The sequence below is a fragment of the Corynebacterium tuberculostearicum genome (assembly GCF_032821615.1).
GTDB lineage: Bacteria > Actinomycetota > Actinomycetes > Mycobacteriales > Mycobacteriaceae > Corynebacterium > Corynebacterium tuberculostearicum_H.
In genome coordinates this window covers 52,385-78,286 of sequence record NZ_JAVBIF010000003.1, presented here as the reverse complement: position 1 = coordinate 78,286, position 25,902 = coordinate 52,385, and the positions used below count along the sequence as shown (strand labels likewise).

At 60.5% G+C, this 25,902-nt stretch carries 22 protein-coding genes and 1 tRNA gene; 11 read left to right on the top strand and 12 right to left on the bottom strand.

Annotated elements, in window-relative coordinates:
* The 3 genes from RAE09_RS04125 to argS all read right to left on the bottom strand — a co-directional run bounded on the left by RAE09_RS04125 (nt 1) and on the right by argS (nt 4,509).
* Nucleotides 1-1,344, bottom strand: a complete 1,344-nt coding sequence (locus RAE09_RS04125) for a homoserine dehydrogenase (protein ID WP_316981039.1) — start codon at nt 1,342-1,344, stop codon at nt 1-3.
* A 174-nt stretch (nt 1,345-1,518) separates the two neighbouring features.
* Nucleotides 1,519-2,856 carry a diaminopimelate decarboxylase gene (lysA, locus tag RAE09_RS04120; protein WP_316981038.1) on the bottom strand — a complete coding sequence of 446 codons (1,338 nt, stop codon included), beginning with the start codon at nt 2,854-2,856 and terminating at the stop codon, nt 1,519-1,521.
* The gene (argS, locus tag RAE09_RS04115) at nt 2,857-4,509 is read right to left on the bottom strand and encodes an arginine--tRNA ligase (RefSeq protein WP_316981037.1); all 1,653 of its coding nucleotides are present in this window, start codon (nt 4,507-4,509) and stop codon (nt 2,857-2,859) included.
* Between the two features lie 213 nt (nt 4,510-4,722).
* Here argS and RAE09_RS04110 point away from each other — a divergent pair, with 213 nt between their 5' ends.
* The 5 genes from RAE09_RS04110 (at nt 4,723) to RAE09_RS04090 (ending at nt 9,465) form a co-directional block, all read left to right on the top strand.
* Nucleotides 4,723-5,508, top strand: a complete 786-nt coding sequence (locus tag RAE09_RS04110) for a (Fe-S)-binding protein (protein ID WP_150851124.1) — start codon at nt 4,723-4,725, stop codon at nt 5,506-5,508.
* Nucleotides 5,508-7,013 (top strand): lactate utilization protein B, encoded by a 1,506-nt coding sequence (locus tag RAE09_RS04105; RefSeq protein ID WP_316981036.1) that lies wholly within the window; start codon nt 5,508-5,510, stop codon nt 7,011-7,013. Before RAE09_RS04110 ends, RAE09_RS04105 begins: the two co-directional genes overlap by 1 nt.
* Nucleotides 7,010-7,630, top strand: coding sequence for a LutC/YkgG family protein (locus RAE09_RS04100; RefSeq protein ID WP_239228080.1), 621 nt, complete (start codon nt 7,010-7,012; stop codon nt 7,628-7,630). The genes RAE09_RS04105 and RAE09_RS04100 overlap by 4 nt, the downstream gene beginning before the upstream one ends.
* A 124-nt stretch (nt 7,631-7,754) precedes the next feature.
* A complete protein-coding gene (locus tag RAE09_RS04095) occupies nt 7,755-9,338 on the top strand; it encodes an alpha/beta hydrolase (RefSeq protein ID WP_316981035.1) in 1,584 nt (527 codons plus the stop codon).
* Between the two features lie 53 nt (nt 9,339-9,391).
* Nucleotides 9,392-9,465: transfer RNA gene (locus RAE09_RS04090), tRNA-Arg, on the top strand.
* Between the two features lie 64 nt (nt 9,466-9,529).
* Here RAE09_RS04090 and RAE09_RS04085 read toward each other — a convergent pair.
* Nucleotides 9,530-10,327: a MerR family transcriptional regulator gene (locus RAE09_RS04085; protein WP_316981034.1), complete on the bottom strand. Its 798-nt coding sequence runs from the start codon at nt 10,325-10,327 to the stop codon at nt 9,530-9,532.
* Between the two features lie 98 nt (nt 10,328-10,425).
* Here RAE09_RS04085 and RAE09_RS04080 point away from each other — a divergent pair, with 98 nt between their 5' ends.
* From RAE09_RS04080 to RAE09_RS04070, 3 genes are read left to right on the top strand one after another with little or no spacing between them, the layout of a single operon-like run.
* Nucleotides 10,426-10,932, top strand: coding sequence for a hypothetical protein (locus RAE09_RS04080; RefSeq protein WP_316981033.1), 507 nt, complete (start codon nt 10,426-10,428; stop codon nt 10,930-10,932).
* Between the two features lie 3 nt (nt 10,933-10,935).
* A complete protein-coding gene (locus RAE09_RS04075; protein WP_179386357.1) occupies nt 10,936-11,835 on the top strand; it encodes an ABC transporter ATP-binding protein in 900 nt (299 codons plus the stop codon).
* Nucleotides 11,836-11,838: 3 nt separating this feature from the next.
* Nucleotides 11,839-13,005 carry an ABC transporter permease gene (locus RAE09_RS04070; RefSeq protein WP_316981032.1) on the top strand — a complete coding sequence of 389 codons (1,167 nt, stop codon included), beginning with the start codon at nt 11,839-11,841 and terminating at the stop codon, nt 13,003-13,005.
* A gap of 56 nt (nt 13,006-13,061) precedes the next feature.
* On the opposite strand, the gene RAE09_RS04065 is transcribed toward RAE09_RS04070, so the two are convergent.
* The 7 genes from RAE09_RS04065 to RAE09_RS04035 form a co-directional block, all read right to left on the bottom strand.
* Nucleotides 13,062-13,265 (bottom strand): hypothetical protein, encoded by a 204-nt coding sequence (locus RAE09_RS04065; protein WP_005323426.1) that lies wholly within the window; start codon nt 13,263-13,265, stop codon nt 13,062-13,064.
* 108 nt (nt 13,266-13,373) lie between these two features.
* Complete coding sequence (locus RAE09_RS04060) at nt 13,374-13,673, bottom strand: molecular chaperone GrpE (protein WP_316981031.1); 300 nt, start codon at nt 13,671-13,673, stop codon at nt 13,374-13,376.
* Nucleotides 13,670-14,185, bottom strand: a complete 516-nt coding sequence (locus tag RAE09_RS04055) for a MarR family winged helix-turn-helix transcriptional regulator (protein WP_316981030.1) — start codon at nt 14,183-14,185, stop codon at nt 13,670-13,672. Before RAE09_RS04055 ends, RAE09_RS04060 begins: the two co-directional genes overlap by 4 nt.
* Nucleotides 14,186-14,189: 4 nt before the next feature.
* Nucleotides 14,190-16,775: an AAA family ATPase gene (locus RAE09_RS04050; RefSeq protein WP_316981029.1), complete on the bottom strand. Its 2,586-nt coding sequence runs from the start codon at nt 16,773-16,775 to the stop codon at nt 14,190-14,192.
* Nucleotides 16,775-17,893: a metallophosphoesterase family protein gene (locus RAE09_RS04045; protein WP_316981028.1), complete on the bottom strand. Its 1,119-nt coding sequence runs from the start codon at nt 17,891-17,893 to the stop codon at nt 16,775-16,777. Before RAE09_RS04045 ends, RAE09_RS04050 begins: the two co-directional genes overlap by 1 nt.
* Complete coding sequence (locus RAE09_RS04040; RefSeq protein ID WP_284786633.1) at nt 17,893-18,714, bottom strand: SWIM zinc finger family protein; 822 nt, start codon at nt 18,712-18,714, stop codon at nt 17,893-17,895. Before RAE09_RS04040 ends, RAE09_RS04045 begins: the two co-directional genes overlap by 1 nt.
* A 3-nt stretch (nt 18,715-18,717) precedes the next feature.
* Nucleotides 18,718-21,753 carry a DEAD/DEAH box helicase gene (locus tag RAE09_RS04035; RefSeq protein WP_316981027.1) on the bottom strand — a complete coding sequence of 1,012 codons (3,036 nt, stop codon included), beginning with the start codon at nt 21,751-21,753 and terminating at the stop codon, nt 18,718-18,720.
* 167 nt (nt 21,754-21,920) lie between these two features.
* Here RAE09_RS04035 and putP point away from each other — a divergent pair, with 167 nt between their 5' ends.
* The 3 genes from putP to RAE09_RS04020 are packed head-to-tail and all read left to right on the top strand — an operon-like array spanning nt 21,921 to nt 24,596.
* A complete protein-coding gene (putP, locus tag RAE09_RS04030) occupies nt 21,921-23,486 on the top strand; it encodes a sodium/proline symporter PutP (protein ID WP_316981026.1) in 1,566 nt (521 codons plus the stop codon).
* 37 nt (nt 23,487-23,523) lie between these two features.
* Nucleotides 23,524-24,102 (top strand): HNH endonuclease family protein, encoded by a 579-nt coding sequence (locus RAE09_RS04025; RefSeq protein WP_316981025.1) that lies wholly within the window; start codon nt 23,524-23,526, stop codon nt 24,100-24,102.
* Between the two features lie 44 nt (nt 24,103-24,146).
* Nucleotides 24,147-24,596, top strand: a complete 450-nt coding sequence (locus RAE09_RS04020; protein WP_005327587.1) for a hypothetical protein — start codon at nt 24,147-24,149, stop codon at nt 24,594-24,596.
* Between the two features lie 20 nt (nt 24,597-24,616).
* On the opposite strand, the gene RAE09_RS04015 is transcribed toward RAE09_RS04020, so the two are convergent.
* Nucleotides 24,617-25,843 (bottom strand): HNH endonuclease signature motif containing protein, encoded by a 1,227-nt coding sequence (locus RAE09_RS04015; protein ID WP_316981024.1) that lies wholly within the window; start codon nt 25,841-25,843, stop codon nt 24,617-24,619.
* Between the last annotated feature and the right edge of the window lie 59 nt (nt 25,844-25,902).

Sequence of the window (25,902 nt, the reverse complement as noted above, 5' to 3'; positions counted from 1 at the left end):
CTAGCTGCCGAGGCGGATTACGGAATGAACGGCCTTGACCTCTTCGAGCTCGCCCAAAGCAGCCACAATGGTGTCCAAGGTGGCCTCCTTCGCGGCGTGGGTGACCACGATAAGGCGGGCGGTGTCCGCGCCGTCTTCCTGACGCACGGTGCGCAGGGAAACGTCATTGTCAGCGAACACGGCGGAGATGGCGGCCAAGACGCCGGTGCGGTCCTGGACTTCCATATCGATGTGGTAGCGGGTTTCTACCTCACCGAAGTCTGCGATAGGCAGGTTGGCATAGGTATTCTCGCCCGGTGCGCGGCCGCCGTGGACGATATTGCGGGCTGCCCCGACGACGTCGCCAAGCACGGCAGACGCCGTAGGATTGCCGCCCGCACCATTGCCGTAGAACATCAGGGAACCTGCGGCCTCGGCCTCGACGAAGATGGCATTATAAGACTCGCTCACGGAAGCCAACGGGTGCTCCTTAGGCACCAACGTGGGGTGCACGCGGGCATTGACCGCCTCGGAGCCGTCCTCGCGCTGAAGGCGCTCGCAAATGGCCAGCAGCTTGATGGAATAGCCGGCATCATTAGCCGCGGCGATATCCGCGGCGGTGACCTTGGTAATGCCCTCGCAGTGGACGTCCTCAAACTTCACGCGAGTGTGGAAGCCCAAAGACGCCATGATGGCGGCCTTGGAGGCGGCGTCATGGCCCTCTACATCCGCGGTGGGATCGGCCTCGGCATAGCCTAGACGGGTAGCCTCCGCCAGCGCTTCATCATAGGAAGCGCCCGTGGACTCCATCGCGTCCAAGATGAAGTTGGTGGTGCCATTGACAATGCCGGAGATGCGCTCTACCTGATCGCCGGCCAGAGAGCGACGCAGCATGCCCACCACCGGAATCGCGGCGGCTACGGCAGCCTCGAAGAAGAGATCTACACCCGCGCGGTCGGCGGCCTCCGCGAGCTCGTCTGCGTGCGCGGCAACCAGGGCCTTATTGGCGGTCACCACGGACTTTCCGGAATTGAGTGCGGCGAGCACCAACTCGCGCGGGAAGTCGATACCGCCGATAACCTCAACCACGAGGTCGATATCATCGCGGGCGACGAGCGCCTTGGCGTCATCGGTCAACAACTCCTGGGGCACGCCCGGGCGCAGCTTATTTTTGTTGTGGATGGCAATGCCGCGAATCTCGGCTGGGCCACCGATGCGGTGAGCAAAGGCATGAGCATTCTCCCCCAGCAAGCGAAAGACCTCAGCACCAACGGTGCCGAAGCCCAGCAGCGCGATACCAACGGTCTCGCCCTCGCCCTTGCCGGAATGCTCGTGTGCCTGAAGCTCGCTAGTCGATGCAGCCATAATCCGTCTCCATTGTGCGGTTGGGGTAAAGGTTTAGTGCCCGCTAATTGCGGATACAGGACACTATACAGAACAAGCTGTCTACTTTCGCTGTAAATGGGTCTATAGATAGAAAAGCCCCCGTCACAGGCCCTGAATTAAATTAGGCCTCGTGACGGGGACCGAGTGCGTGGGCTAGTCCACTTCGAGGGAAAGAAGATCCTCGATGGTCTCGCGGCGCAGCATGGGCTTGGTCTGGCCCACGCGCGTGGCGACGACCGCCGGGCGCACCGCACCGTTGTAGCGCGAGGACATCATGTACTGGTAGCCACCGGTAGCAGCAAAGGCAATCAAGTCTCCCGGCTGGATATCATTGGGTAGCTCGCCGTCCTCAAGGAGAATATCACCGGACTCGCAATGGAAGCCCACCACGCGGGAGGGCACCTCTTCCCCATCGCTAAAGCGGTTGACCACGCGCACGTCATAGGCCGAACCGTAGAGCGCCGGGCGGATATTATCTGACATTCCACCATCGACGGAGATATAGCGGCGCAGCGGCAGATCCGACTTGCCAGTTTCTACATCTTTGACGGTACCCACGCGGTAGACGGTCACCGCCGAGCCGGCAACCAAGGAGCGACCGGGCTCAACCAAGAGGAAGGGCGCCTCAATGCCCAACTCCTCTGCGGTGTGCTTGACCGCGCCGAGCATATCGCCGGCCACGCGCTCGATATCCAGCGCTTCCTCATAGGGCATATAGGGAATGCCAAAGCCGCCGCCCAGATCGAGCTCTTCTAGAGTTACGCCCAGCTCGGTATAAATCTGGCGGTACAGCCCCATGACGCGCTCCGCGGCAAGTTTGAATCCCTCCGCATTAAAAACCTGGGATCCCACGTGGCAATGCAGGCCGCTCAGGCGCAGGTTGTCCGCCTCCAAGCAACGCTTGGCCGCAGCAAAGGCTGCACCCGTGGCGAGCGAAATGCCGAATTTCTGATCCTCATGCGCTGTGGCAATGAACTCATGCGTATGCGCATCGACACCCGGCTTGACGCGGATCATGACCGGCTGCACCTTGCCCGCCTCACCTGCGATTCGGTTGAGCTCTTCGAGTTCGTGCTCATTATCGATGACGACGTGGCCTACACCGGCATCCACACACAGCCGCAGGTATTCTTCGTCCTTGTTATTGCCATGCGTGGTAATGCGCTCGGCTGGGAACTCGGCAGCCAGTGCAATCTTGAGTTCGTTGAGGGAGGCCGCGTCCAAGCACAGGCCTTCCTCATTGACCCAGTTAACGACCTTCTTTGAGATGAAGGCCTTGGAGGCATAGTGCACGTGCTCGGGCCCACCGAAAGCACGGGCCATGTCCTGGCACCGAGACCGGAAGTCATCTTCATCGAAGACATAGAGCGGGGTCTGGAATTCCTCCGCCAAATCCGGCAGCGGAACACCAGCAATGGTTACTACGCCGTCTTCCTCGCGCTTTGCATTGCGCGGCCAGACGTGGGCCGGCAGCTCATTGAAATCCGCCACTTACATCTTCTCCGGGGTGCTCACACCCACCATGGTCAAGGCATTGGCCAAGACCACGCGGGAGGCTTGTGCCAGCGCGAGGCGGGCGCCGTGGATAGGAGCTTCGTCCTCGCCAGCCTTGGGCAAGACCTGGCAGGAATCATAGAAGCGGTGGAAGACCGCGGCGAGATCCTCAGCATAGCGGGCGATGCGGTGCGGCTCGCGCAGCTGCGCGGCCTCTTCCACCACGGCTGGGAACTCACCCAGGGTGCGGATGAGGTCACCCTCGCGATCATGGGTGAGCAAGGAGAGATCCGCGCCTTCCGCATCGACGCCCAGCTCGGCTGCCTTGCGGCCGATGGAGCACAGGCGGGCGTGACCGTACTGCACGTAGTAGACGGGGTTATCGGAAGACTGGGATTCCCACAGGCCTAAGTCAATATCGATGCTCTGGTCCACGGAGGAACGCACCAGGGAATAACGGGAAGCGTCCACACCGATGGCAGCCACGAGATCTTCCATGGTGATGACCGTGCCCGCACGCTTGGACATGCGCACTGGCTTGCCATCGCGCAGGAGGTTAACCAGCTGGCCAATGAGCACCTCGACGGCGTCGGCATTGTAGCCCAGGGCGGCTGCGGCAGCCTTCAAGCGTGGCACATAGCCGTGGTGGTCAGCGCCGAGCATGTAGATATTCAAATCGTGTCCGCGGTCGAACTTATCGGCCACGTAGGCAATGTCACCGGCAATATAGGCTGCATTGCCATCGGACTTGACCACCACGCGATCCTTGGAATCGCCGTAATCGGTGGACTTGAGCCACCAGGCATTTTCAGCCTCGTACATATGGCCTTCGGCCTTGAGCTTTTCCAGCGCGGCATCGACTGCACCGGATTCGAAGAGGGAGTTCTCGTGGAAGTAGACATCAAAGTCCACACCAAACTCATGCAGAGACTGCTTGATCTGCGCAAACATCATCTCCACGCCGTCTGCACGGAAGGCTTCCTGAACCTCTTCGTCGCTGCCCTCTAGCGCGGATGGGTTCTTCTCCACGACGGCCTGGGCGATGTCCTGGATATAGGCTCCGCCGTAGCCATCCTCCGGAGTCGGCTCGCCCTTCGCGGCAGCCACCAGGGAACGGGAGAAACGGTCAATCTGGCCGCCGTGGTCATTAAAGTAATACTCGCGGGTGACCTGGGCACCAGAGGCCTCCAGCACGCGGCCCAGGGAATCGCCCACGGCCGCCCAACGGGTGCCGCCGAGGTGGATCGGGCCGGTCGGGTTAGCGGAAACAAACTCGAGGTTAACCTTCTTACCCGCAAAGGAATCGTTAGAACCATACTCCTTGCCGGCGCGAAGGATTTGCGCGACGATCTCGCCCTGGGCGTCGGCAGCTAGGCGAATATTAATGAAACCAGGGCCGGCGATATCGGCCTCTGCAACGGCATCATTGTCCGCCAAGGCCTCTGCCAACCAGCCGCCCAGCTCGCGCGGGTTTGCACCGGCCTTCTTGGCCACTTGCAGCGCCACGTTGGTGGCGTAATCGCCGTGCTCAGGATTGCGTGGACGCTCTACAGTTACCGTTTCCGGCAAAACGGAGGAATCAAGCTCATGGCTTTCCATGACCTTAACGGCAGTTTCTTTAATCAGTGTGGCCAAATCAGCTGGTGTCATGTCGCACGATTCTAGTGGACTGAAAAGTCAAGTGTGAAAAGGGCCGGGCCAGAAAACTCCTCTTTGCAGGACAAACGTTTGATAAGAGCTTTTTGCAACATTGATATTGCGAAATAATTGCTGGTCAACAAAGGGACGCATTACGCACGTACTGCTTAAAAGGAGTAGGGTTGTGCCTACCCCCCCATGTCAAGAATCAACGAGGAGCACCGTATGCGCATTGCGCTATTTTCCACTTGCATTGGTGACGCCCTTTTCCCGGACGTACAAAAGGCAACGGCACTGGTTCTCTCCCGCTTGGGCCACGAGGTGGTCTTCCCGGAGGAGCAGACCTGCTGCGGCCAGATGCACATCAATACCGGCTACCAGAAGGAAACCCTGGGTATGATCCGCTCCTATGCGGATGCCTTCGCAGATCCCTCCATTGACTACGTTGTTGCTGCCTCTGGTTCCTGCGTGGGTGCCGTTCGTGAGCAGCACGAGCGCATCGCCGACCGTTACGGCAGCTCCGCCGACGTCGACGGCGCTCGCAAGACCACCCAGAAGACCCTGGACCTGCCGGAATTCCTGGTAGACGTCGAGGGCGTTACTAACGTGGGCGCATTCTTCCCGCACCGCGTGACCTACCACTCTTCCTGCCACGGCCTGCGCTTCCTGAAGCTGGGCGATCGCCCGATGCAGCTGCTGCAAGAAGTCGAAGGCATCGAACTGGTCACCCTTCCGAATAAGGAAGAATGCTGTGGCTTCGGCGGCACCTTCGCCATCAAGAACGCAGAGGTATCCCGCGCGATGGTCACCGATAAGACTCGCCACATCAAGGAGACCGAGGCTGAGTTCGTCACCGGCGGTGACTCTTCTTGCCTGATGAACATCGGTGGCGCCCTGAGCCGCCAGCGTTCCGGCGTCCGCGCCGTTCACATGGCTGAGATCTTGGCTTCCACCAAGGAGCACCCATGGACTCCGACCTCCGCCGCTTACTCCAAGGAGACGATGCTCTAATGACCTCTTTCCTCGATACCACCCCACCGCGCGCGCCGGAAGGCTACGGCAACCTGCGCGGCAGCAAGGCCTTTGTTCCCCTGGCACACGTTGGCCTGAATAACGCCACCCAGCGCCACAACCTGCAGCACGCCACCACCTCCATTCGTGAGAAGCGCTCCAATGCTGTAGAGGAGCTGGATGATTGGCAGGAGCTGCGCGCTGCTGGCTCCGCCATCAAGGAAGACGTTGCCGCCCGCATGCCAGAACTGCTCGAGCAGTTCGAAGAGGCAGTCAAGGCTCGCGGCGGCGTCGTCCACTGGGCACGCGATGCCAAGGAAGCTAACCAGATCATTGAGGGTCTGGTTCGCGCTACCGGCGAGACCGATGTGGTCAAGGTTAAGTCCATGGTCACCCAGGAAATCGGCATGAACGAGCACCTGGAGGCAGCGGGCATCAACGCTCGCGAGACCGACCTGGCCGAGCTCATCGTGCAGCTGGGCGAGGATAAGCCGTCCCACATTCTGGTTCCGGCAATCCACCGCAACCGCGCGGAGATTCGCGATATCTTCGTTAACAAGATGCCAAATACCGATGACACCCTGCAGGCACAGCCAGCAGAGTTGGCCGAGGCATCCCGACAGTTCCTGCGCGAGCAGTTCATGCAGGCAAAGGTTGCTATCTCCGGCGCCAACTTCGGTGTGGCAGAAACCGGCACCATCAACATCGTGGAGTCCGAGGGCAATGGCCGTATGTGCCTGACCCTGCCAGAGACCCTCATTACTGTGATGGGCATCGAAAAGCTGGTTCCTACCTTCCAGGACCTGGAGGTCTTCCTCCAGCTGCTGCCGCGTTCTTCCACCGCGGAGCGCATGAACCCATACACCTCGATGTGGTCCGGCGTTACTGAGGGCGATGGCCCGCAGAACTTCCACTTGGTGCTGCTGGATAACGGCCGTACCGCGGCCCTGTCCTCCCCGATTGGCCACCAGGCTCTCAAGTGCATCCGTTGCTCGGCTTGCCTGAATGTTTGCCCGGTCTACGAGCGCGCCGGCGGCCACGCCTACGGCTCTGTCTACCCTGGCCCGATCGGCATTTCCCTGACGCCGCAGCTGACCGGCATGAAGGATCACAACGATCCTTCCGCCAGCCTGCCTTATGCGTGCTCGCTGTGCGGCCGCTGCGACGAGGTGTGCCCGGTGAAGATTCCGCTTTCCGACGTCATTTTGGAAAACCGCCACCAGAAGGTCACCCACGCCACCCCACCAATCGAGCCGAAGCTCTTCAAGACCATTCAGCTACTGTGGAGCAACCCGAAGCTGTGGAACAAGGCAACTCACATGGTCGCCTTGGGCCGCATCTTGGGTGGCACCAACAAGACCATCGAATCCCTGCCACTGTTTATGTCCGGTTGGTCCGAGGGCCGCGACACCGCGGTTCCGCCAAAGAAGTCCTTCCGCCAGTGGTTCGAGTCCGAAGAAGGCAAGGAACTTCTTGCCGAGGCCCGTGAGGAGTCCAAAAAGTGAACGCAAAGCAGGAAATCCTAAGCCGCATCCGCTCCGCCCAGAAGCAGGCTGGTCTCCCCGACCACGTTGATGCCCCGCGCGACTACCACCACGAGGGCACCCTGAACGCGGACGAGCTGCGCGATATGCTCATTGACCGACTCGAGGATTACAAGGCCGAGGTGCACGTCACCGAGGAAGGCGAGCTCAAGCAGACCATCGCCACGATCCTCAAGGACCGCGAGTGCAACGACATTCGTTACGCCGAAGGCATGGACGCCACCCTCTTCGAGGGCTTCGACGCCAAGCCGGACGATAAGTCCGTCGATCCGCGCACCCTGAACGAGACGGACGCTGTGGTTACTTATTCCCACGTCACCTCCGCACAGACCGGCACCATTGTGCTCGAGTCTGATGAGCGCTGCGGCCGTCGTGCACTGACTCTGGTTCCGGACCGCCACCTGTGCATCGTCCACCAGAACGAGATCGTCTACGGTATCCCCGAGGTCATCTCCCGCATGAACCCGGAGAAGCCAGCGACCTGGATCTCCGGCCCGTCCGCTACCTCCGATATCGAGCTCACTCGTGTCGAGGGCGTACACGGCCCGCGTGACCTCATCGTTGTCATCGTCAAGTAGTAATGCGTAGCCCCTCTCCTGCCCCGGCCGGTGAGGGCACCCACCTACTGTGAATATGATGCCAAAGGCATCAAAAAAGCATAGGCTAGGTCTACCAATCATTTTTATTCTGGAGACCTAACCTATGCTTTCTTTTTCTTCTAAGCTTGCGGCCACGCTTGGTGCTGCCGCACTGACCATGGGCATCACTGCACCGATTGCCACGGCCGCGCCTGCACCTGCACCGCTGGAAACCAAGCCCGCTATTTCCTGGGAAGACTGCCCCGAGCAGGTAGATATCGACTCGGCTGAATGCGGACGCATCGAAGTCCCTACCTACTATGACAATCCGAAGGCCGGCACCATCAGCGTCGGCTTCGTGCGGGTGCCCGCAGCCAACCCAAGCGCCCGCCGTGGCGCATTGTTTACCAACCCTGGTGGCCCAAATGCCGATGCTTATGGATGGGCCGGCAATAGCGCTTTTCCGTGGCCACAGGCCGTGCGGGACGAGTGGGACACTATCGGTGTGCAGCCACGCGGTCTTCCAGGCTCCACCCCAGTCAAGTGCGATGCTTCGGCCACCAGTGATCCCCTCCAGGAAAGCTTCCAGGTGGGAAAGCTCACGCGCGATGCCTGCGAAAAGCACACCCCTGGCTATACCAATTCGCTGACCACCGCGAATACCCTGCAGGATTGGGAAATGGTGCGCCGCGCCTTGGGTGAGGAAAAAATTGACATCGCCGGCACCTCTTATGGCACGTACCTCGGCTCTGCCTACGCCACCAAGTATCCGGAGCACACCGGCAAAGTCTTATTGGATTCCGGTATGAGCCCCAAGCTGGCGTGGAATGGGATCTTTGCTTCGCAACAGCGCGGCTATGAAAAGGGACTGCACGAGCTCTTCGGCTTCATTGCCAAAAATGATGCGAAGTACCACCTCGGTACCACCCCGCTGCAGGTCTACGAAAAGTGGTCTCAAAAGGTAGCTCGCGAGGCAGGTGTACGCCCTACTGTCCTGCCACCGAACGCCAAGATTGGTGACCTGCCTCCAGGCCTCGAATTTGCCGGTCAGCCCGGCGCGGACATTATGACCGCCACCGGCCCACTGCGCGTGCAGGCGGAGTTCCTCAGCCAGAAGATTCAAAACCCCAACGCCGTGCAGGTAGCCTCCCCGCTATTGAACATGACGCGAATCCTCGTTCCGGTCCCTGCGCAGTGGGATGCCTTTGCCAAGCACTTGAATGGCAGCGAGCCCATGGACACCGAGCAGCCTGACCCAGAGACACTGCGCAAAGAGCAAGAGTCCCTAGCCCAGGCAATCAATATGCAAAACCTCATTGTCTGCAATGAAAACACCGTGCCCGGAAATCCGCTGCTCTACCCGAGCTACCTGTGGGCCAAATTCGTCAGCGCTGATCCCTTCACCTCCTTCAATTCCCTCTACGGCTCCGGCGCGGGCTGCGGTGGCCGCGCACCGGTCACGGGCCAGGCGCCTCTCGACGGTTCCAAGCTCGCCACCAAGCCCCTCCAAGTTCAGGCGACGGGCGATCCACAAACGCCGTACCAGTACCACACGAGCCTCTCCAAGCCGATGCAGTCCCGCGTGGTCACAGTCCATGGTCCCGGTCATGGGCACTTTGCCTCTGGGAATAAGGTTGTCGACGACATCGGCGTGCACTACTTGCGCACCGGTGAAGTCACTACCACCGACGCCCCAGGGTTGATTTAGTCCCCCACTACCCCATGCGCTAAAATCACATCGTTGGGAATTTTCCCAGCGATGTCTCCGTAGCTCAGCGGATTAGAGCATCGGTTTCCGGTACCGAAGGTCGCAGGTTCGATCCCTGTCGGGGACACAGACGCCGCTGACCACCAGGACTTTCTGGTGGTCAGCGGCTTATTTATCTTCCGGCCCGCTAATTATTTCCACTCCGGGTTTGCGGTATCCACTCCTTGCGCCTTAGCCGCATGCTCAATCGCGTCTGCCAGCCACTGCGCCAACCCCTCCTGCTGCGCCTCATAATGGGCACGGAAGCGTTCATCAGCCACATAGCCGCGCGAGATTAAGAAGTGCTTTGCCGGCGTGACGGGAAAGAAGGCACTGAGTGCTGCGCGGTGCTTGTCGACGAGCCCCTGGGCCTCCTCCGACCCCGCAGCCACACCGCCCGCTACGGCTTGGGCCAGCTCCTTTTCCACCTCAGCGACGCCGGTTTGAGCATCACTCCAGTCATCCTTCGACCAACCGGCCGTGCGCTGCTGATAGATAGACCAGTCCTCGCTCGATCCATAGGCTTCTTCGGCTTCTTGTTGATGCGCGGCGAAGTTGGCATCGCCGACAATCTGCCCAATTTCTTCGGTGGTGAGCTTTCGGTTATTCATTGCATCCTCCATCAAGGTGTCAATTGCTGCCAGCATGTCGCGAAGACTGTCTCGCTGCGCGAGCAGGCTTTCTCTTTGCCTCCGCAAATGTTCCAGATCGGAAGCATCGCCATCTAGCAGCTGTTTAATATCGGTCAATTTCATACCGGTAGCGCGGTAGATCAGAATCTTCTGCACGCGGGCGCAGTCTTCCTCGGTATACAGCCGGTAATTGGACCAGCTGCGCCACGTAGGACACAGCAAGCCTTGTGCCTCCCAGTGGTGCAAGGTGCGCACCGTAATGCGGAAGAGCGCTGCTACCTCGCCAACGGTATAAAGAACTTCATCGATGTCGTCCATGGTGACATTGTCGCGCCTAACGTCGCGTCAGGGTCAACCCCAAAGAAAATCTGCAGAAACTGTTGCCAGAGTGTTGGGTTTATGCAACACTTGAATGCATGACAGCAAACGACGCCCCTGTTTCAACAACGATCCGCGCCGAACGGTTCCGCCGTCCCGGCCCCGCCCGTGGATTAATCGCGGCAATGTATGGCTGCGTAGCTGTATCCGCGATCTTTCTCATCCTCGCATTGGCGATTTCTTCTTACTGGGCACTGTTAGGAATGTCTATCGCAATGGTGCTTTCTTGCATTCCCTGGACCATTCTGCGGGTGTCCATTGATTCCAAAGACCGCAAGCCGCTGTCCTCTCTTGATGAGTACGAGGCCCGGGTTCTCGACCAGTGGCGCCGGAAGGCTTTCCAGCTGTCTAACGCGTTTCTTTTTGCCGGCGGTCTTGTCACCCTTCTCGTAGGCAATTGGTTCCTAGGCGGAGGAATTACCGGCACTATTGGCACCAAATATTTGCTTGGAGCTGGCTACTACTTGCTCTCTAGTTACTTCATCTCTGCCACGTTGCCCGCTGTCGGCTACGCACTGACCTTCAACCAGAACTCGGAGGACTAACACATGCCCACCTTGACCATTGACCACCTCAATAAGTCCTTCGGGGAGACTCAAGCCCTGCGGGATATGACCTTTAGCGTTGGTGACGGCGAAATCTTCGGTTTCGTCGGATCCAATGGCGCCGGAAAATCCACCACCATGCGCATTGCACTTGGTGTGCTAGCCAAAGACTCTGGCGAGGTCTACTTCGATGACGCCCCAATCAATGACGATAACCGCCGCCGCATTGGTTATATGCCAGAAGAGCGCGGGCTCTACGGAAAGGAGCCACTGCTGAGCCAGCTGGTCTTCTTAGGCACCCTGCACGGCATGGATAAGCCCGCCGCCAAGCGCGCCGGCACTGAACTACTAGAACAGTTGGGGCTGGGCGAGCGCATGGACGATAAGCTCGATGACCTCTCCTTGGGCAATCAGCAACGAGTACAGCTCGCGGCCTCCCTCATCCACGACCCCGACATGCTGATTCTGGACGAGCCTTTCTCCGGGCTGGACCCGGTTGCGGTCAACGTCATGTCAGACATGCTGCGCGAGCGCGCCAATCGCGGCGTGCCCGTCATTTTCTCCTCGCACCAGTTGGACCTGGTGCAGCGCTTGTGTGACCGCGTGGGCATTGTGACGAAGGGGCATATGGTGGCTGAAGGGGGCGTCGATAAGCTGCGCAGCCAAGGCCCTCCCCGCTTTGAGGTCGCTACCCCAGCGCGCGGCTGGTATCCGGAAGGCACGGAGCTGGTGGCAGAAACTGCCGACGCCGTCGTGCTCGAGGCCGATGAAACCATCGATGACCAGGCAATCCTGCAGGCAGCCCTAGCCGCAGGCCCGGTACATTCCTTCGGCCGCAAGATCCCAGACCTGACCGAGCTTTTCCAGGACGTCGTCACCAGCAACCAGAACGAGGAGGCCTAGGCCATGCAGTATTCCGCAATGAAGACCATCGGAGTTGTAGCCAAGCGTGAGATGGCGGTCGCGCTGAAGTCGAAGATGGTGGTGGGCACCATGCTGCTACTCATCCTCGGTGCCATTATCGGCCCTATCGCTATCAATTTCTTCAGCGGCGATGACGAACCAGATTCCGTAGCCGTCGTGGGGATGGAAGCGTCTGCTTTTGATGATTCCGGCATCGATGCCACCGCGGCGAAAGACCGCGCAGAAGCCCAGCAGATGGTAGAGAATGAAGACGCCGATGCCGCCTTAGTGCCGGCCGAGAACGACGGCTGGGAACTCGTGAGCAAAGGGGATGCCCCAGCGTCCGTGACCACCACCGTCAACCAAATCGTTGCTTCTCAAGCACAAGCAACTGCGCTGGATACGCTCAATATTGACCCACAAGAGTTAGAAAAGGCTACCCCCTCGACCACGGTCAATCAGGTGAACTTAGAAGAAGAGGACGGCACGGAACATAAGATGGCCGGCGTAGCCACGGTCCTCATTGGCGCAATGGTGGTCGTCTTTTCCGTCATGACCTTCGCCGGCTTGATTGGTGGCCGCGTCACGGAGGAAAAGTCGTCCCGAGTGGTGGAAATTATCTTGTCTTCCGTGCGTCCGGTGGACTTTTTGGCCGGCAAGATTCTGGGCAATACCATCGTTGGATTCCTAGCCACGCTGCTCATTTTGGGCGGCGGTGCTATCTCTCTTGCTACGACTGGATTGGCTAGTGACATCGAGCTGGACTACGGCTTGGTAGCCGTCCTCCTTGTTGGCGAGATTCTCGGCCTGCTCTTCTTTGGCAGCCTCTACGCTGCAGCCGGCTCCATGGTGCAGCGCACCGAGGATCTCCAGTCCACGCAGGCACCTATCCTGTTCCTCGTCTTTGCCACCATGTATGTACCAATGTTCGGCTGGATGCACCTGGATGCCACGTGGATGCAGGTAATGACCTGGTTGCCGCCGGTTTCCATGTTGGTCGCTCCGATGCAGGTGGCCGGGGGCAACCTCAGCTGGTTAGGCTTGCTAGCTAGCTATGTGCTCATGGCTGTGGTGACCGCACTGATTATCGTGCTGGTCGGTCACATCTACCGCCGCGCCATTTTGAATAATGGACGCAAAATGACCTGGCGCCAGGCGGTGGGCAAATAAAAATAATCCGGCTCCCCGCCGATTGTGCGGGAGCCGGATTCTTCTATGTGCCGAAGCTACTGAGTAATGAACTCGTTGGTGATCGGCTGAGTGATGTCCAAGGTGCCGTGCTCGATGTAGTACATACCGAAGAACATGGCAGCAACCATTACCAGTGCCAGCAGCATGTTCGGGATCCACTGCACAAAGACGGAAACCCAGCCCTTGCTCTTATCGCGGGCTGCTGCTTCGCGCTGTTCCTGAGCCTCACGCTCGTTCATAATGATAAAACCTTTCGATCCACCGAGGATTAACTACGGATATCTTAACAGTTAAGCGCCCAGAAGGCCGCATTCCTCGCACTTTTGATTGACACCGAAAATCGGCGATTAAATTCCTGGGTCCTCATCATTGAGCAGCGCCTCTACGAAGGACTCGCGGTCACCAAGCATCCGCTCAATGTCCTCTTCCGCGCCGACGATCCACAGCTCGGTGTCTTGGTCATAGGTGAGAGCGGAATCTGGATAGGCCTCTAGTGCCTCCTCCATGGCGGCAACCTGGTCCTCGCTGGCGACGTCGTCCAAGTGCACCTCTGGATCGCCGATTCGCGGGCTAAGCTCCTCCAACGCGGTGATCCCGTAGGTCTTATATTGCTTCTTCGGGTGCTCAAAGAGCTCTTGTCCCATCATGGAGCTTGATCCTTTCCGTGTAGTAGCGAATCTGGCACGTACCCTTCATAGCCCGGGATGTTTTTGACCTGTAGTACTCCGGCAAAAAAGCGCCGAAGGGCGGGCACGTCCTCGGGTTGCAGGTGGTCAAAGACCATGCGGCGCACGGATTCCACGTGTTCAGGAGCGGCACGCCGCAAGTGTTCTAGGCCAACATGAGTCACGCACACGTTGATGCCGCGAGCATCGTCCTCGTCCGGTTCTTTGGTGAGCAGGCCGCGCTTTTCCATCCTGGTTACTTGGTGGGAGGCGCGGGAGCGGTCCCACTCCAGCTGAGTGCACAGCTCGTGCAAGCGCAGGCGTTGTTCCGGTGCCTCGGACAGGGCAACAAGGACGGCGAACTCGGAGGCAGATACCTCGCCGCCGGCTTTCAGCGTTTCCTCCATTCCCCTATCGATCTTGCGCACGGCGCCAAGGAGCAGGCGCCATAGCTCCTGCTCATCGTCGTCTAACCAGCGAGTTTGATAAGGCATGGCACTAGATTACCCCTTTGAGCGCGGCAATGTCGCGCTCACTGCGTCCCGGTACGCGGGAGTAGCGCTCCGGCATGCAGGTAAAGACCAATACCTGGTTGTCCCTTCCGACATGGGAAAAGAGCGTGGCCATAAGTTGCAGGCGGTGTGCATCGGTAGAGCCCAACGCGTCATCCACAATAACGGGAACCGACTCCGGCCCCACCAATTGCGCGATGGCAAAGCGGGTGAGGATGGCCAGCTGCTCGCGGGCACCACCGGAGAGGCTGGCCAGGCTCACCGTTTCATTGTCCTGGGTGCGGGTGGTCACGCGGAGGTCGTCATCGAGCTCGAAAGTGATGCCGCCGCCGTACACGGTGCGGGCCAGCCGCGACAGTGCAGCCACGAAGGGCGCGGCGTAGCGCTGGCGGGCGGCATCGCGATGCTTGAGCAACAGTTCGCGCAGATAGCGGGCGGCTTGCGCACGCTTGTCCACGCTCTCATATACCGCCCGGGCCATCTCCAGCGCCGCGGTGGCCTGTTGGGCGCGCTCGGCGGCACCGGAGTGGAAGTTCACCTCGCTGGAAAGCCGGCCGAGGTCTACCTCGCAGCGTTGGATGCGGTCGGTGAGGTAATCCAGGTGGGACTGCGCGCCTTCTACCAAGGACTGCGCGGTAGCAAGGTCAACGGTTTCCATTTCTTCGAGCTGCCCGCGCAGGTCCACCACTACGGATTCCAGGCGAACGACCTCAGCACGCAGGTCCTCGTCGGCGGCGCGTTCACGCGCGAAGGAAAGGTCTCGGGTCACGCGCTGCGCGTTTTCGCGGGCCGCGGCAAGTTCGGCATCGAGGCGCACAGCCTCATGGGCTAGGCGGCTTTCGCGGTACGGCACGAGTTCGCGGTCGAGCGCATCGACCTTTTCGCTGGCTTCTTCCTCCGCGGCCTCTGCGGCGGCGAGGTCTACCTCCTCCCCGTCCGCAAGGTCCGCGACTTTCTCAGCCAGTGCGGCATGCTGGGCGCGCAGCTCGCCCAAATCATCCGGCCCCAGTTCCGCGGCAAGGGCACGGGTGGCGGCATCGAGGGCGTCGTTCTGTGCACGGTGCGTCTCATGGGCTTCCTCGGCCGCGGCCACTGAACCTACGCCCAGGGTATCGAGCAGCTCGTGCAGCCGGGTGCGGGCCTGTTCCACATCGCGTTGGGTGTCCTCCGCAGAGTAGGAACCGGCCGAGAAGCGGGCGGTGATATCGCCGATGGTGATAACGCGGGAATCGACAAGCTCGACGGCGGTGTCCTCATCCAACTCGATGTCCTCGCCATCGACGCGGATGGTGGAGCCAGCAGGTCCGGAAAAATGGACCTTGGCGGCAGCGGCCTCGTGCAGGCGCTCGGCCACCGACAGCGCTGAGTCTGCCTTATGCAGGCTGGTGATATCGGCCGCGGTGACCTCGCGGCCGCGCTGGGCGATGGTCGCACGGGCTTGGTCTACTTTGGCGGCTAGGCTGTCAAGCGATTCCAGACGGGCGCTGAGCTGCTCAAACTTCTGCTTATCCTGCAGGCGGCGTGCCTGCTTTAAAGTGCTGCGGGCGGCGGCATAGTCCTCTTTGGCCTCCGCTAGTTGCTTCTCCAGCAATTCTTTGACCGCGGCTTCTCCTTTCGCCTTGTCTTGGGCGGCGGTGAGCTTATGCTGGGCGGCCTCGGTGGCCGTGGCGGCTTCCTCGGCCGCGGTGACGAGCTCGGCGCGCTCGGTGACGGCGGCTTTCGCACGGGCAAGATCCTCTGAAGCACGGGCCAGGGTGGCCTTATGGGAGTCCAGGGTGGCCTGCGCGGTAGCGGCTTCCTCGGCCTGCGCCTGTTTGTCGGTGAGGTCGGCGCGGGCGGCGGGGAGCTCGGCTTCGGCGGCGGCTTGGTCGCGCTCGAGTTGCTCGTAGCGCTCGACCACGGAATCGAGCTCGCGCAGGACGCGGGTGGCTTCTGTGTATTCCTCTTCGGCGCGGGCTAGGGCTGCGGCGGATTCCTTGTACTCGCCGGCCGGGTTACCCTTCGCCGCGGTGAAGTAGCGCTGATACTCCTTGTCCACGCGAGCGAGCAGCGCGGAATCGTCGCCGGAAACCTCGTCCTCGGCCAGGCCGGATTCGCGCTCGAGCGCGCGGGTCAGGCTAGGAATGCCGACGGCAGAGATGGCCTCGCCGGTGTCGTCTTGGCGCATAAAGAGGGCGTCGACAAGCGAGCGGTCCAGGTGCTCAGAGAGGATGCGCTCCAGCTCATCGTCAGCCTGGCTGCCGGTAAATTGCGCCGGCCGTGGGGAAGAAATATTCAGCTCGCAGGATTTCTTTGATAGCCAACGCTTGGCAATGCGGAAGCGGTACTCCCCTACGCTTAGCTCGGCCGTAACTTCCGGGGCAACGTCCTTGCCCACCGGTTGCAGGGAGCGAATGCGCTTGGAGCGGCCGCTGTGCTTTTCGGTGAGCACCACGTCGAGCGCCTCCACGATGGTGGACTTGCCAGCCTCATTCTCGCCATGGATGACCACGACGCCGGTCTCGGGCAGCTCATCGAGGACCAGGTGCTCAATGCCGCGAACGTTGGTGAGTTCTAGGCGGTGGATGCGCATTAGGACTGTCCCTCCAAGCGGAATAGCAGGTTGGCGGCGTCGCGGGCGACGGGATCCTCGCGGTTATCCAGCAGTTCATGCAGCGCTTCGGCCGCATAGCCAGAAATATCGAGGCTGGCCAATTCCTCCTCGCTGGGTTCCAGGTAAAGGTCCATGGTGCGCTCGCGCGGGCGCAGGGAGGCAAATACGGCTTCGTACTCGTCCAGGCCACGCTGCAGACGGGCGTGGGCCTCGACGCCGAGCGTGCCGCGCAGGCTATATTTCACGGCCGTGCGCACCTTATCGGGATACTCGCCTAAGCGCGCGAGGAAGCGCTCCACGTCCTCGGCAGAATCCACGGCGGCATCGAGGGCTTCAAAGGTCCAGCGGCCGATGCAGCGCTTGTCGACGTCCACCTTATCCCCCACGCGCACCACCAACGCATTGCCGGAATCCGATTCGCCGCCGCCGGTGCTCGTTTCCTTATAGTCCGTGGTCTCCGGGCTGCCGGAAAACCACACCCGGCCGGTGGTGCCGAGGCTGGCGGTAGAGTGGGTATCGCCCAGCGCCAGGTAGTCGATCACCCCGCGGTCCAGGCAGTCCTCGACGAAGCCAAGGTCGATGGTATCGGCGTCATCCTCGCCGGAGCGGGAATCCACCTGGCCGTGGCCGACGGCGATGCGGATGCCCGCGGCCGGCGCCAACGGCTCGAGCGCTTGGCGGACCAAGTCGTGGTTTGCGCGCTTGGACAGGTACGGCGCGCCGACCAGCTCCACGCCGGGTGCGACCTCGATGGGCTCTGAGTCTGCGATGACGTGGACGTTCTCTGCGCTGGTCTTATAAAAGACCGAATCCGCCACCAGCGGGTCGTGGTTTCCCGGCAGGACATAAACCGGCACCGGCAGGCGCTTAAACATCTCCGTGGCGCGGGCAAGGATGTCGCGCGAGAGGGCATTGTGCTCAAAGACGTCGCCGGCCACGACGATGAACTCCGCGCCGGTCTCCTCGGCCAGCTCGCCTAGCCGCACGATGGCGGCCTCGCGGTCATCATTAAACCGGCCTTGGGCCTCGCCCTTCAAGAACCACCGGGTCATGCCCAGCTGAAAATCGGAGGTGTGGATAAACGTGGTAGCAGTCATTAGTGCGAGAGGTGGTAGTAGAGGTCTTCAATATCGGATACCGCGCGCAGGAGATCCAGGTTGGTATGCGAGACCGACCGCATGGCCTTGCGCAGCAGGTCCGGATCGGAGTCATCGATGGCTGGGGCTACCTTGGGCTGCGGCAGCTTCGGCAGCTCGCGGCCGTTCCAGAAGATGTCATTCTTTTCTTCCTCGGACAGGTCGCTCGGGGTAAAGCTTTCGCGGCTTACCGTCTTGGCCTGCTCTAAGACCATGCGCTCCAGCCGGGCAAAGTCCAGCCCGCGCATATTAAAGATGACGGCCGGGTCCGCATCAGCGCGGGTGGCGAGCTTATCGCCCACCGCCACGATGTGCTTGCACACGTACTCGCCATCCGGGCAGTCGCAGGTCAGGCGGAGGTCTTCGGCCTCGGGGGCGAAGAGGGTGTCCAAGGCGGCGTCGGAAAGCAGGCCCTTGCGCGCGTTGGCCACGGAATTGGGGGTGCGAGCGAACTCGGTGGCCAGCTGGGCAATGTCATCGTTATTGCGGTACGGCAGCTGGATGAGCACCGCAAAGGGCTCGTTCTGGGAACCGGCCACGCGCCCATGGATGGCTCCATTGCGCACCTCGAGGCCCACGACGTGTCCGCCCTCGGCATACTGGCGGCCGCGGGTAATTCGGCCGCGATCCGCACCATGCGAGGTAAAGGCAGCAATACGCGATGCGGTAGTGGACAGGATGCGCCCGCTGCGGTCCACGTGATTGACTTCGGCCGGGGTGCTTACCCGTTTGCGAGTGCCAAAATTGGCATAGATAACGTTGTCGTCGCCTTTGACGGCCATGGATTACTCCCTCCCCCGGTAGCTCATGAGTGCGGCCAGCTGATCTGGGTCTAGCTCCGTGAGCCAGCCTTCGCCTTCGCCCACCACGGCGCCGGCTAGCTGCGTCTTACCGTCCAAGATATCCTGGATGGATTCCTCCAGCGTACCTGCGGTGATCATCTTATACACCTGCACATTGCGGCGCTGGCCAATGCGGAAGGCACGGTCCGTCGCCTGGTTTTCCACCGCCGGATTCCACCAGCGGTCCATGTGCACGACGATAGAGGCGGCCGTGAGGTTCAGGCCGGTGCCGCCCGCCTTGAGCGATAGGATCATCGCCGGTGGGCCGTCCTCGGACTGGAAATCCTCCACCATCTGGTCGCGCTTATTCTTGCTTACCCCGCCGTGGAGGAAGGGGATCTCGCGGCCGAGCTGGTCGCTTAAGTACGGCTGCAGGATATCGCCAAAGGCCTTGTACTGGGTAAACACCAGGAGTCGCTCGCCGGATTCGGTGGCCTCATCCACGATGCGCATGAGCTCTTTGACCTTGCCAGAGCGGTGCTTGCCCTTGAGCGTCACCGGCGAGTTATCGCCCAGGTAGTGCGCGGGGTGATTACAAATCTGCTTAATGCGGGTCAGCGAGGCCAGCACCAGCCCGCGCTTGTTGATGCCCGTCGCCTCCTGCAGGTCCTTTTTCACTTGGTTGACCAGTGCCTTATACAGGGCGGCCTGCTCGGTGGTCATGGATACGGTGAGGATCTGCTCGGACTTTTCCGGCAGGTCATCGATGATATTCGGGTCCGTCTTGACGCGGCGGAGGATAAACGGCGCGGTGAGTTGGCGCAGGCGCTCGGACATTTCCTCGTCATTATTGCGCTCGATGGCCTTAGCAAAGTGATTGCGGAAGAAGGAGGCGGTGCCCAGCACGCCGGGATTGCAGAAATCCAGGATGGAGCGCATCTCCGAGAGGCGATTTTCCACCGGGGTGCCGGTTAGCGCCACGCGGTGTTCCGAGGGCAGCGAGCGCACGGCCTTGGACGAGCGCGTCGCGGAGTTCTTAATCGCCTGGGCCTCATCGAGGACGACGCGCTGCCAGCCGACTTCGCCCATGTCATTAAAGTCGCGGCCCACGGTGCCGTAGGTGGTAATCACGAGGTCGGATGTGGCGGCAGCCTGGGCAAAGTCCTCCCCGCGCGGGCGACTGGGACCGTGCTGCACCATGACCTTGAAGTCTGGGACGAAGCGCTGGGCCTCGCGGGCCCAGTTGCCCACCACGGACGTTGGTGCCACCACGAGCGTGGGTCCGGTCTGCTCACCGCGGTCCTTCTCCACTGCGAGGAGGGTCAGTAGTTGGAGGGTTTTGCCGAGTCCCATGTCGTCGGCAAGCACTGCCCCTATGCCACTGCGCGACATCCAATACAGCCAGTCGACGCCACGGCGCTGGTACTCGCGCAGCTCCGCATGGACGGAGGCGGGAATCTCCACGCGCTCCGGGGCAACCTTATCCACCCCGCCGAGCAGCGCCGTGTGCCAGGTGCTGCCGGTGAACTCAATGGGCTCTTGGGTCATGGACTCTAGCGCCAGCTCGCGCAGCTCGGCCACGGTGACCTGCTCGTGCTCCTCGCCGCCCTCGTTGAATTCTTGGCGGCGGCGCTCCACGTCCGCCATCAGGGCTTGCCACCCCGGCTCGTCGAGCTGCTTAGCCATCTCCGCGGAGGCGGCTAGCTGCTCGAGCTCCTTCTTCTTGCGCGCGATGGCTTTCTCCCGCAGCGCGTCCATGTAGCCGGAGACTTGGGAGACGACCTGCTTATCGGCCATGACCCACTTGCCACGTAGCTGAATGAGGCCGGACTTGGAATTGACCAGGTCCTCCATCTCTTCCTCGGTCAGCTCCACATCGCCCACGGACATGCGCCAGTTATAGTCCACCAGCTTATTCATGCCGATGTGCTTCTTCGTGGCGGCCTCGGCCGGATCGCGGGCCTCGTGGGTTTCCAACTTGGCCTTAGTCTCCATCTGCGCCCATGCTTTGGGCAGCATGACGGTCACGCCGCTGGCCTTGAGCTTATCTACTTCGTGGGTAATAAAATGGGTGAGCTGGTGGGTTTCAAGGTAGACGTCCCAGTCGCCGTCGCCAGGCTGTGGCAGCTGCGCGGTCTCCCCCAGCGTGGGTGCGATGCGCACGGCTTTGCGGTGGGCCTCGCGCAGCTTTTCCACACTCGCCCGATCCAAACTCTGCGCCGACACCGGCCGCGGAGAATCCGTGCCCGAGCGCACCCGCACGCGCACTGGCCACTTGGCTGTATCCGGGTCAACGTCAAGCGGCTCCTCCACGATGTAGACCAGCTGGAGTTCTACCTCGTAGATGGAATTCTTCCACTCATTGAGCCCGCGCAGCAGCTGCGAGCGCCCTCGCCGGATCGGCCGCGTATCGAGCAGGGCGCGGGCAAACTCGTGCCACGGCATCGGGCGCGGAGCCTCCGCCACGGGCCGCAGCTCGCGAAAGGCAATCCAGTGGGTGAGCTCATCGGCCATATCATCCGAGAGCGCCCGATTATTCACGTGCAAGATGCCCGGCGCGGCCGCCATCATCTCCGCGAGCCAACCGCGCTCGCCCAAGCCCGAGGCCAGCTGCCACATGGGGAACCACTCATTGGCCTGGTAAGCCAGCCGGAAGGTCACGCGGCCAGCGCGCACGAACTTGCACAGCCCGCTGTAGGCATGGATCAGCCACTGGAGGTCGGGCGCAATGGTGGCGGGCGGCTTGTGGTTCAGGTGCTCCATTTGGGCAAGCGCCGCCACGGCCTCTTCGGGTCCGAACATCGCCATGGGCACCATCAGGGAGACATCCTTGCCCTTTGGCGTTCGCAGCGATACCCGCGCTCGATTGCGGAAGGATTTCTTCGCCAAGATGGACTCCACCGCTGGCGGGAAGGTGCCCTCAGGAACGGCATTGGGCATGACGATCTTGTGTCCTTCTACCTGTTCAATCCATAGACCTAGTCCCGTAACGGGGAGCCACAGTCCATGCACGAGGTAAGAAGCCATAGCCGCCAGCATAGCAGCCCCTTTTGGTTTTGTTACAGGCTCGTTATGTTCCACCCTTTTCCCAGTTGAACGACAGAAAATCGAAACGGAGATCTGCGCCACACCTGTATTTTCGCTTGGGTTAACCTTGTGACCCCGTTAACGTGAGAATGTCATCACACATCTACAAGGAGTAAAACGTGCAAGATTCAACTTGGTACGTCATTGCGATGATCGTGTATCTCCTCGCAATGGCAGCCATTGGCTATTGGAGCTACAAGCAAACCGATCAATATGACGATTATGTTTTGGGCGGCCGTGGCCTGCACCCATTCGTAGCGGCTCTCTCCGCAGGCGCTTCCGATATGTCCGGCTGGCTCCTCATGGGCCTGCCTGGCGCGCTCTTCCTCTCCGGCATGTCCGAGCTATGGATGGCCATCGGCCTGCTCGTCGGCTGCTGGGCAAACTGGAAGTGGGTCGCACCGCGCCTGCGCTCCTACTCGGAGATCGCGGCCAACTCCATTACCGTGCCGTCCTTCTTTGAAAACCGCCTGCACGATAAGTCCCGCCTGCTGCGCATCATCTCCGCAGCCATCATCATCTTCTTCTTTACCTTCTACGTCTCCTCCGGCATGGTCTCCGGCGGCCGCTACTTCGAGTCCACCTTCGGTGGCGACTACCTCACCGGCATGCTCGTCATCGCCGCGGTGACCATCTTCTACACCTTCGTCGGCGGCTTCTTGGCGGTGTCCTACACGGACGTCGTCCAGGGCGTGCTTATGTTCGTCGCCCTGATGATCGTGCCAATTATGGCAATCGTCTCTCTCAGCGATCCTGCCTCCATCTTCTCTTTCGCCAGTAATAATGCCTACGGCACCGATGGCGTAGTGGAAAATGACAACTTCTTCTCCATGTTCGCCGGTGTTTCCGCTGGCGTCATCATCGGCAACCTGGCCTGGGGCCTGGGCTACTTTGGCCAGCCACACATCGTGGTCCGCTTCATGGCGCTGCGTAAGCCTTCCGACGCCCGCCAGGGCCGCTTCTACGGCGTTACCTGGATGGGCCTGTCCGTCATCGGCGCCATCTTCGTCGCTCTCTCTGGCACCGTTTACTTCACTCAGACCGGCCACAGCATCACCGACCAGGACAACTTCGAAACCATCTTCCTGGATATGGCTCAGGCCATGATGCACCCACTGCCCGCCGGCTTCGTCCTGACCGCGGTTCTGGCCGCCATCATGTCCACCATGTCGTCCCAGATGCTCGTCGTCTCTACTTCCCTCATCGAGGACCTCTTCCTCATCTTTGCTAAGAAGAAGCCCAGCGAGCAGGTCCTCATCAACCTCTCCCGCACGGCCATCGTTGCCATCGCGGTCATCGCCGCCCTGCTGGCTATCAACCCGTCCGATTCCATCCTCGGCCTGGTTGGCTTCGCCTGGGCAGGCTTCGGTTCCGCCTTCGGCCCCATCGTTCTGCTGTCCCTGTACTGGAAGCGCTTCAATTCCACCGGCGCGATTGCCGGCATGCTAACCGGCGCCGTCGTGGCCATTGGCTGGGGCATGTCCCCGCTTTCCGACGTCCTCTATGAGATGGTCCCAGGCTTCTTCCTGGCCCTCCTCGTGGCCGTCGTAGTCACCAAGCTCACCAAGGAACCACAGCCGGAGGTTGTTGCCGAGTTTGAAGAGGCCACCAAGCTGGCCAAGCTCGTGGAAAATAACTCCGACCTCGACTTTGAGGAAGCCGCAGAAAAGGTCACTGATAAGTAATCGGAACCAACGCGGGCCCCTCGCAGTCCAATAGGACATGAAGTCCTATTACCTGGCCGCGCTATCATGCATCACCGTCCTCATCGGCGCATGGTATGCGTGGCCTTTTCCGCATTTTGACGTCACCACGCTGCCCTCCCGCCCCGAAGCTACCGGCTACAACCGCGAAGACTTCGGCATCTGGCAACCCCACGGCGCCTGCACCACCCGCGAGGTCATTCTAGAAAGCCAATCCAGCGATCCCCTCCACTCCTGCCACGCCCGCAGCGGAACTCTTTATGACCCCTATAGTGGCACCACCATTCCCGCTACCTCTCCCATTGAGATCGACCACATCTTTCCCCTCTCCGCGGCCTATGACCTTGGCGCTTCCGAGTGGGACCGCGAAACCAAGGTCCGCTTTGGCAACGACCCGCTCAATCTCGTAGCTACCAGCCGTGAGCTCAACCAAGAAAAGTCAGACGCCCTCCCCGCGGAATGGCTACCTCCCGCCAACCGCTGCGACTACTCCCGCCGACTCGCCGACATCGCCCGAAAGTACTCCCTTCCCCTGCCTTCCAAGGACGTGCGGGTGATGCAAAGGCAATGTCGGTTAGCCGTACTCACCGGAAGTTGATTAGGGTTGACGTGGCAACTTTCCGCGATTGAAGGGTTCTTTCAATGACTTCTTTCCTTGTATTCCTCCACGTGGCCGCAGCCATTCTATTGATCGGCCCAGTATGCGTATCCACCTCTAGCTTCCAGACCCAAATGGCCAAGGCAGCACAGGGTGACCACGCGGCGCTCGGCTCCGCTCGCGTCCTGCACAACATCACCAATACCTACGGCTACATCTCTGCCATCGTGCCTATCCTCGGCCTCGGCGTATTCCTTTCCGATATCAGCGCTTACAAGTCCGAAGTGAACTTCCACATCGCCATCTTGGTTGCCATCATCGCATGGTGCCTGCTCTTCTTCGTCATTCTGCCAAAGCAGAAGAAGGCGATGGCCGCCCTCGAGTCCACTGAATCCTTCGACTACGCGGCAGCTAAGAAGCCACTGTCCGCATTCGGCGGCGTATTCAACCTTCTGTGGATCATCTGCCTCATCCTGATGTACGTCAACTTCTAAGTGGCCTTCTAGAAAGCCATTTACTCCTCTGGGACAGTGCCTTCACTGTCCCTTTTCTCGTTTTCTAGCTCTTCCTTCAGCTTTTGCGCATCTTCGTGCGCATTTTCTCGACGCCGCCGCGTCGCCTGCGCCACAGTCTGGGCCCACCTCCGATTCTTCGGCGCGAGCGGCCCGCTGGCTTCGTCATAGACCCAAGTCGAATCTTCAAAGAGCCAGACGACGTCCCCGCTAATCGGGTCCTTGATATAAAACGCCCGCCCATCAGTCTTGATGTTGTGGTGATGTTGACACAGGCAGGTCAAGTTTGCCGCCGAAGTAGGTCCTCCGTCAGCGAAGTCATGCCGGTGGTCCATCTGGGAAGCCATCGCCGGCCGCGTACATCCGGGCCACCGGCAGGTTCCATCGAGCCCTTCCACAAAGGCGCGAATATGCGGCGGTGTGACGTAGTTTCCGCTTTCATCTTCTGCCGCCTTCTCCATGTCGCGCACGGTCGCGGCCCGCGATTGCATGTCATCGGCCACCTCCGGCGAAACCCAACCCAAGCTTTGGACGAAGGCGGGAGCATCCGGCAGATCGCAGCGGTACATATTGAGCACCACCTTCGCCTTGGCTTCGGCCTCGCCGGTGAGCAACTCGACCGCAGCCTGGGCCAAGGAAATGTCCTTCTCCGTGGCCACACCGCGAATATTTCGGTCGATGATTTCGGCAGTCTCTAAGCCCACGTCTAGGCACACTGCGGCCCACTCCCCGCCCGTAGGCTCGAGGTGATAGGACTCCTTGCGCCGTGGGTCGCGTGCGGCGATGGTCGGATCAAGGCGGACAATGAGCTCCCGAAGCTTTCGCCGCAGGTTGCGATGGGACGGCAATTTTTGGTTGGGGCGTTTGGGGGTGAGGTAGGTGGTTAATTCGGCGTCGATAAGCAGGCATTGTTCGGTGTCAATCTCTCCCAACTTGGAGAGAGTCTGGTCAATAGTGATTAAGCGGTCTAAATCTAAGTGATAGTGCTCTTCCTGCCGGGCTTTAAGGCGCGGCAGCTCCTGCAATCGCTCAAAGGCGAAAATGATATTTCTAATTCGGGACTGCCGTGTTCCGGTGAGATCCGACAGTGATTGGCTAATTATTTCGATATCGTCATCCGGGTCTGGATGTAGGCGCTTCCAGAGGAGGTATTCGGCCTTGCGAATGTCTGTTGCTGCTTGTGAGGTGGAATTTGCTGGATTGGTATTGGCAAAGTAGGGCGCATTCATGGACTTCCCCCGCAGAAGTTTCTCTAGAACATGTTTTCGCTTTCAGTATACAAAACCCT

Excerpts from the sequence above, each read along its gene's own strand:
- RAE09_RS04125 (WP_316981039.1), bottom strand. The coding sequence starts at position 1,344 with ATGGCTGCATCGACTAGCGAGCTTCAGGCACACGAGCATTCCGGCAAG.
- argS (WP_316981037.1), bottom strand. The coding sequence starts at position 4,509 with ATGACACCAGCTGATTTGGCCACACTGATTAAAGAAACTGCCGTTAAG.
- RAE09_RS04110 (WP_150851124.1), top strand. The coding sequence starts at position 4,723 with ATGCGCATTGCGCTATTTTCCACTTGCATTGGTGACGCCCTTTTCCCG.
- RAE09_RS04105 (WP_316981036.1), top strand. The coding sequence starts at position 5,508 with ATGACCTCTTTCCTCGATACCACCCCACCGCGCGCGCCGGAAGGCTAC.
- RAE09_RS04095 (WP_316981035.1), top strand. The coding sequence starts at position 7,755 with ATGCTTTCTTTTTCTTCTAAGCTTGCGGCCACGCTTGGTGCTGCCGCA.
- RAE09_RS04085 (WP_316981034.1), bottom strand. The coding sequence starts at position 10,327 with ATGGACGACATCGATGAAGTTCTTTATACCGTTGGCGAGGTAGCAGCG.
- RAE09_RS04080 (WP_316981033.1), top strand. The coding sequence starts at position 10,426 with ATGACAGCAAACGACGCCCCTGTTTCAACAACGATCCGCGCCGAACGG.
- RAE09_RS04075 (WP_179386357.1), top strand. The coding sequence starts at position 10,936 with ATGCCCACCTTGACCATTGACCACCTCAATAAGTCCTTCGGGGAGACT.
- RAE09_RS04070 (WP_316981032.1), top strand. The coding sequence starts at position 11,839 with ATGCAGTATTCCGCAATGAAGACCATCGGAGTTGTAGCCAAGCGTGAG.
- RAE09_RS04065 (WP_005323426.1), bottom strand. The coding sequence starts at position 13,265 with ATGAACGAGCGTGAGGCTCAGGAACAGCGCGAAGCAGCAGCCCGCGAT.
- RAE09_RS04060 (WP_316981031.1), bottom strand. The coding sequence starts at position 13,673 with ATGATGGGACAAGAGCTCTTTGAGCACCCGAAGAAGCAATATAAGACC.
- RAE09_RS04055 (WP_316981030.1), bottom strand. The coding sequence starts at position 14,185 with ATGCCTTATCAAACTCGCTGGTTAGACGACGATGAGCAGGAGCTATGG.
- RAE09_RS04050 (WP_316981029.1), bottom strand. The coding sequence starts at position 16,775 with ATGCGCATCCACCGCCTAGAACTCACCAACGTTCGCGGCATTGAGCAC.
- RAE09_RS04045 (WP_316981028.1), bottom strand. The coding sequence starts at position 17,893 with ATGACTGCTACCACGTTTATCCACACCTCCGATTTTCAGCTGGGCATG.
- RAE09_RS04040 (WP_284786633.1), bottom strand. The coding sequence starts at position 18,714 with ATGGCCGTCAAAGGCGACGACAACGTTATCTATGCCAATTTTGGCACT.
- RAE09_RS04035 (WP_316981027.1), bottom strand. The coding sequence starts at position 21,753 with ATGCTGGCGGCTATGGCTTCTTACCTCGTGCATGGACTGTGGCTCCCC.
- RAE09_RS04025 (WP_316981025.1), top strand. The coding sequence starts at position 23,524 with ATGAAGTCCTATTACCTGGCCGCGCTATCATGCATCACCGTCCTCATC.
- RAE09_RS04020 (WP_005327587.1), top strand. The coding sequence starts at position 24,147 with ATGACTTCTTTCCTTGTATTCCTCCACGTGGCCGCAGCCATTCTATTG.
- RAE09_RS04015 (WP_316981024.1), bottom strand. The coding sequence starts at position 25,843 with ATGAATGCGCCCTACTTTGCCAATACCAATCCAGCAAATTCCACCTCA.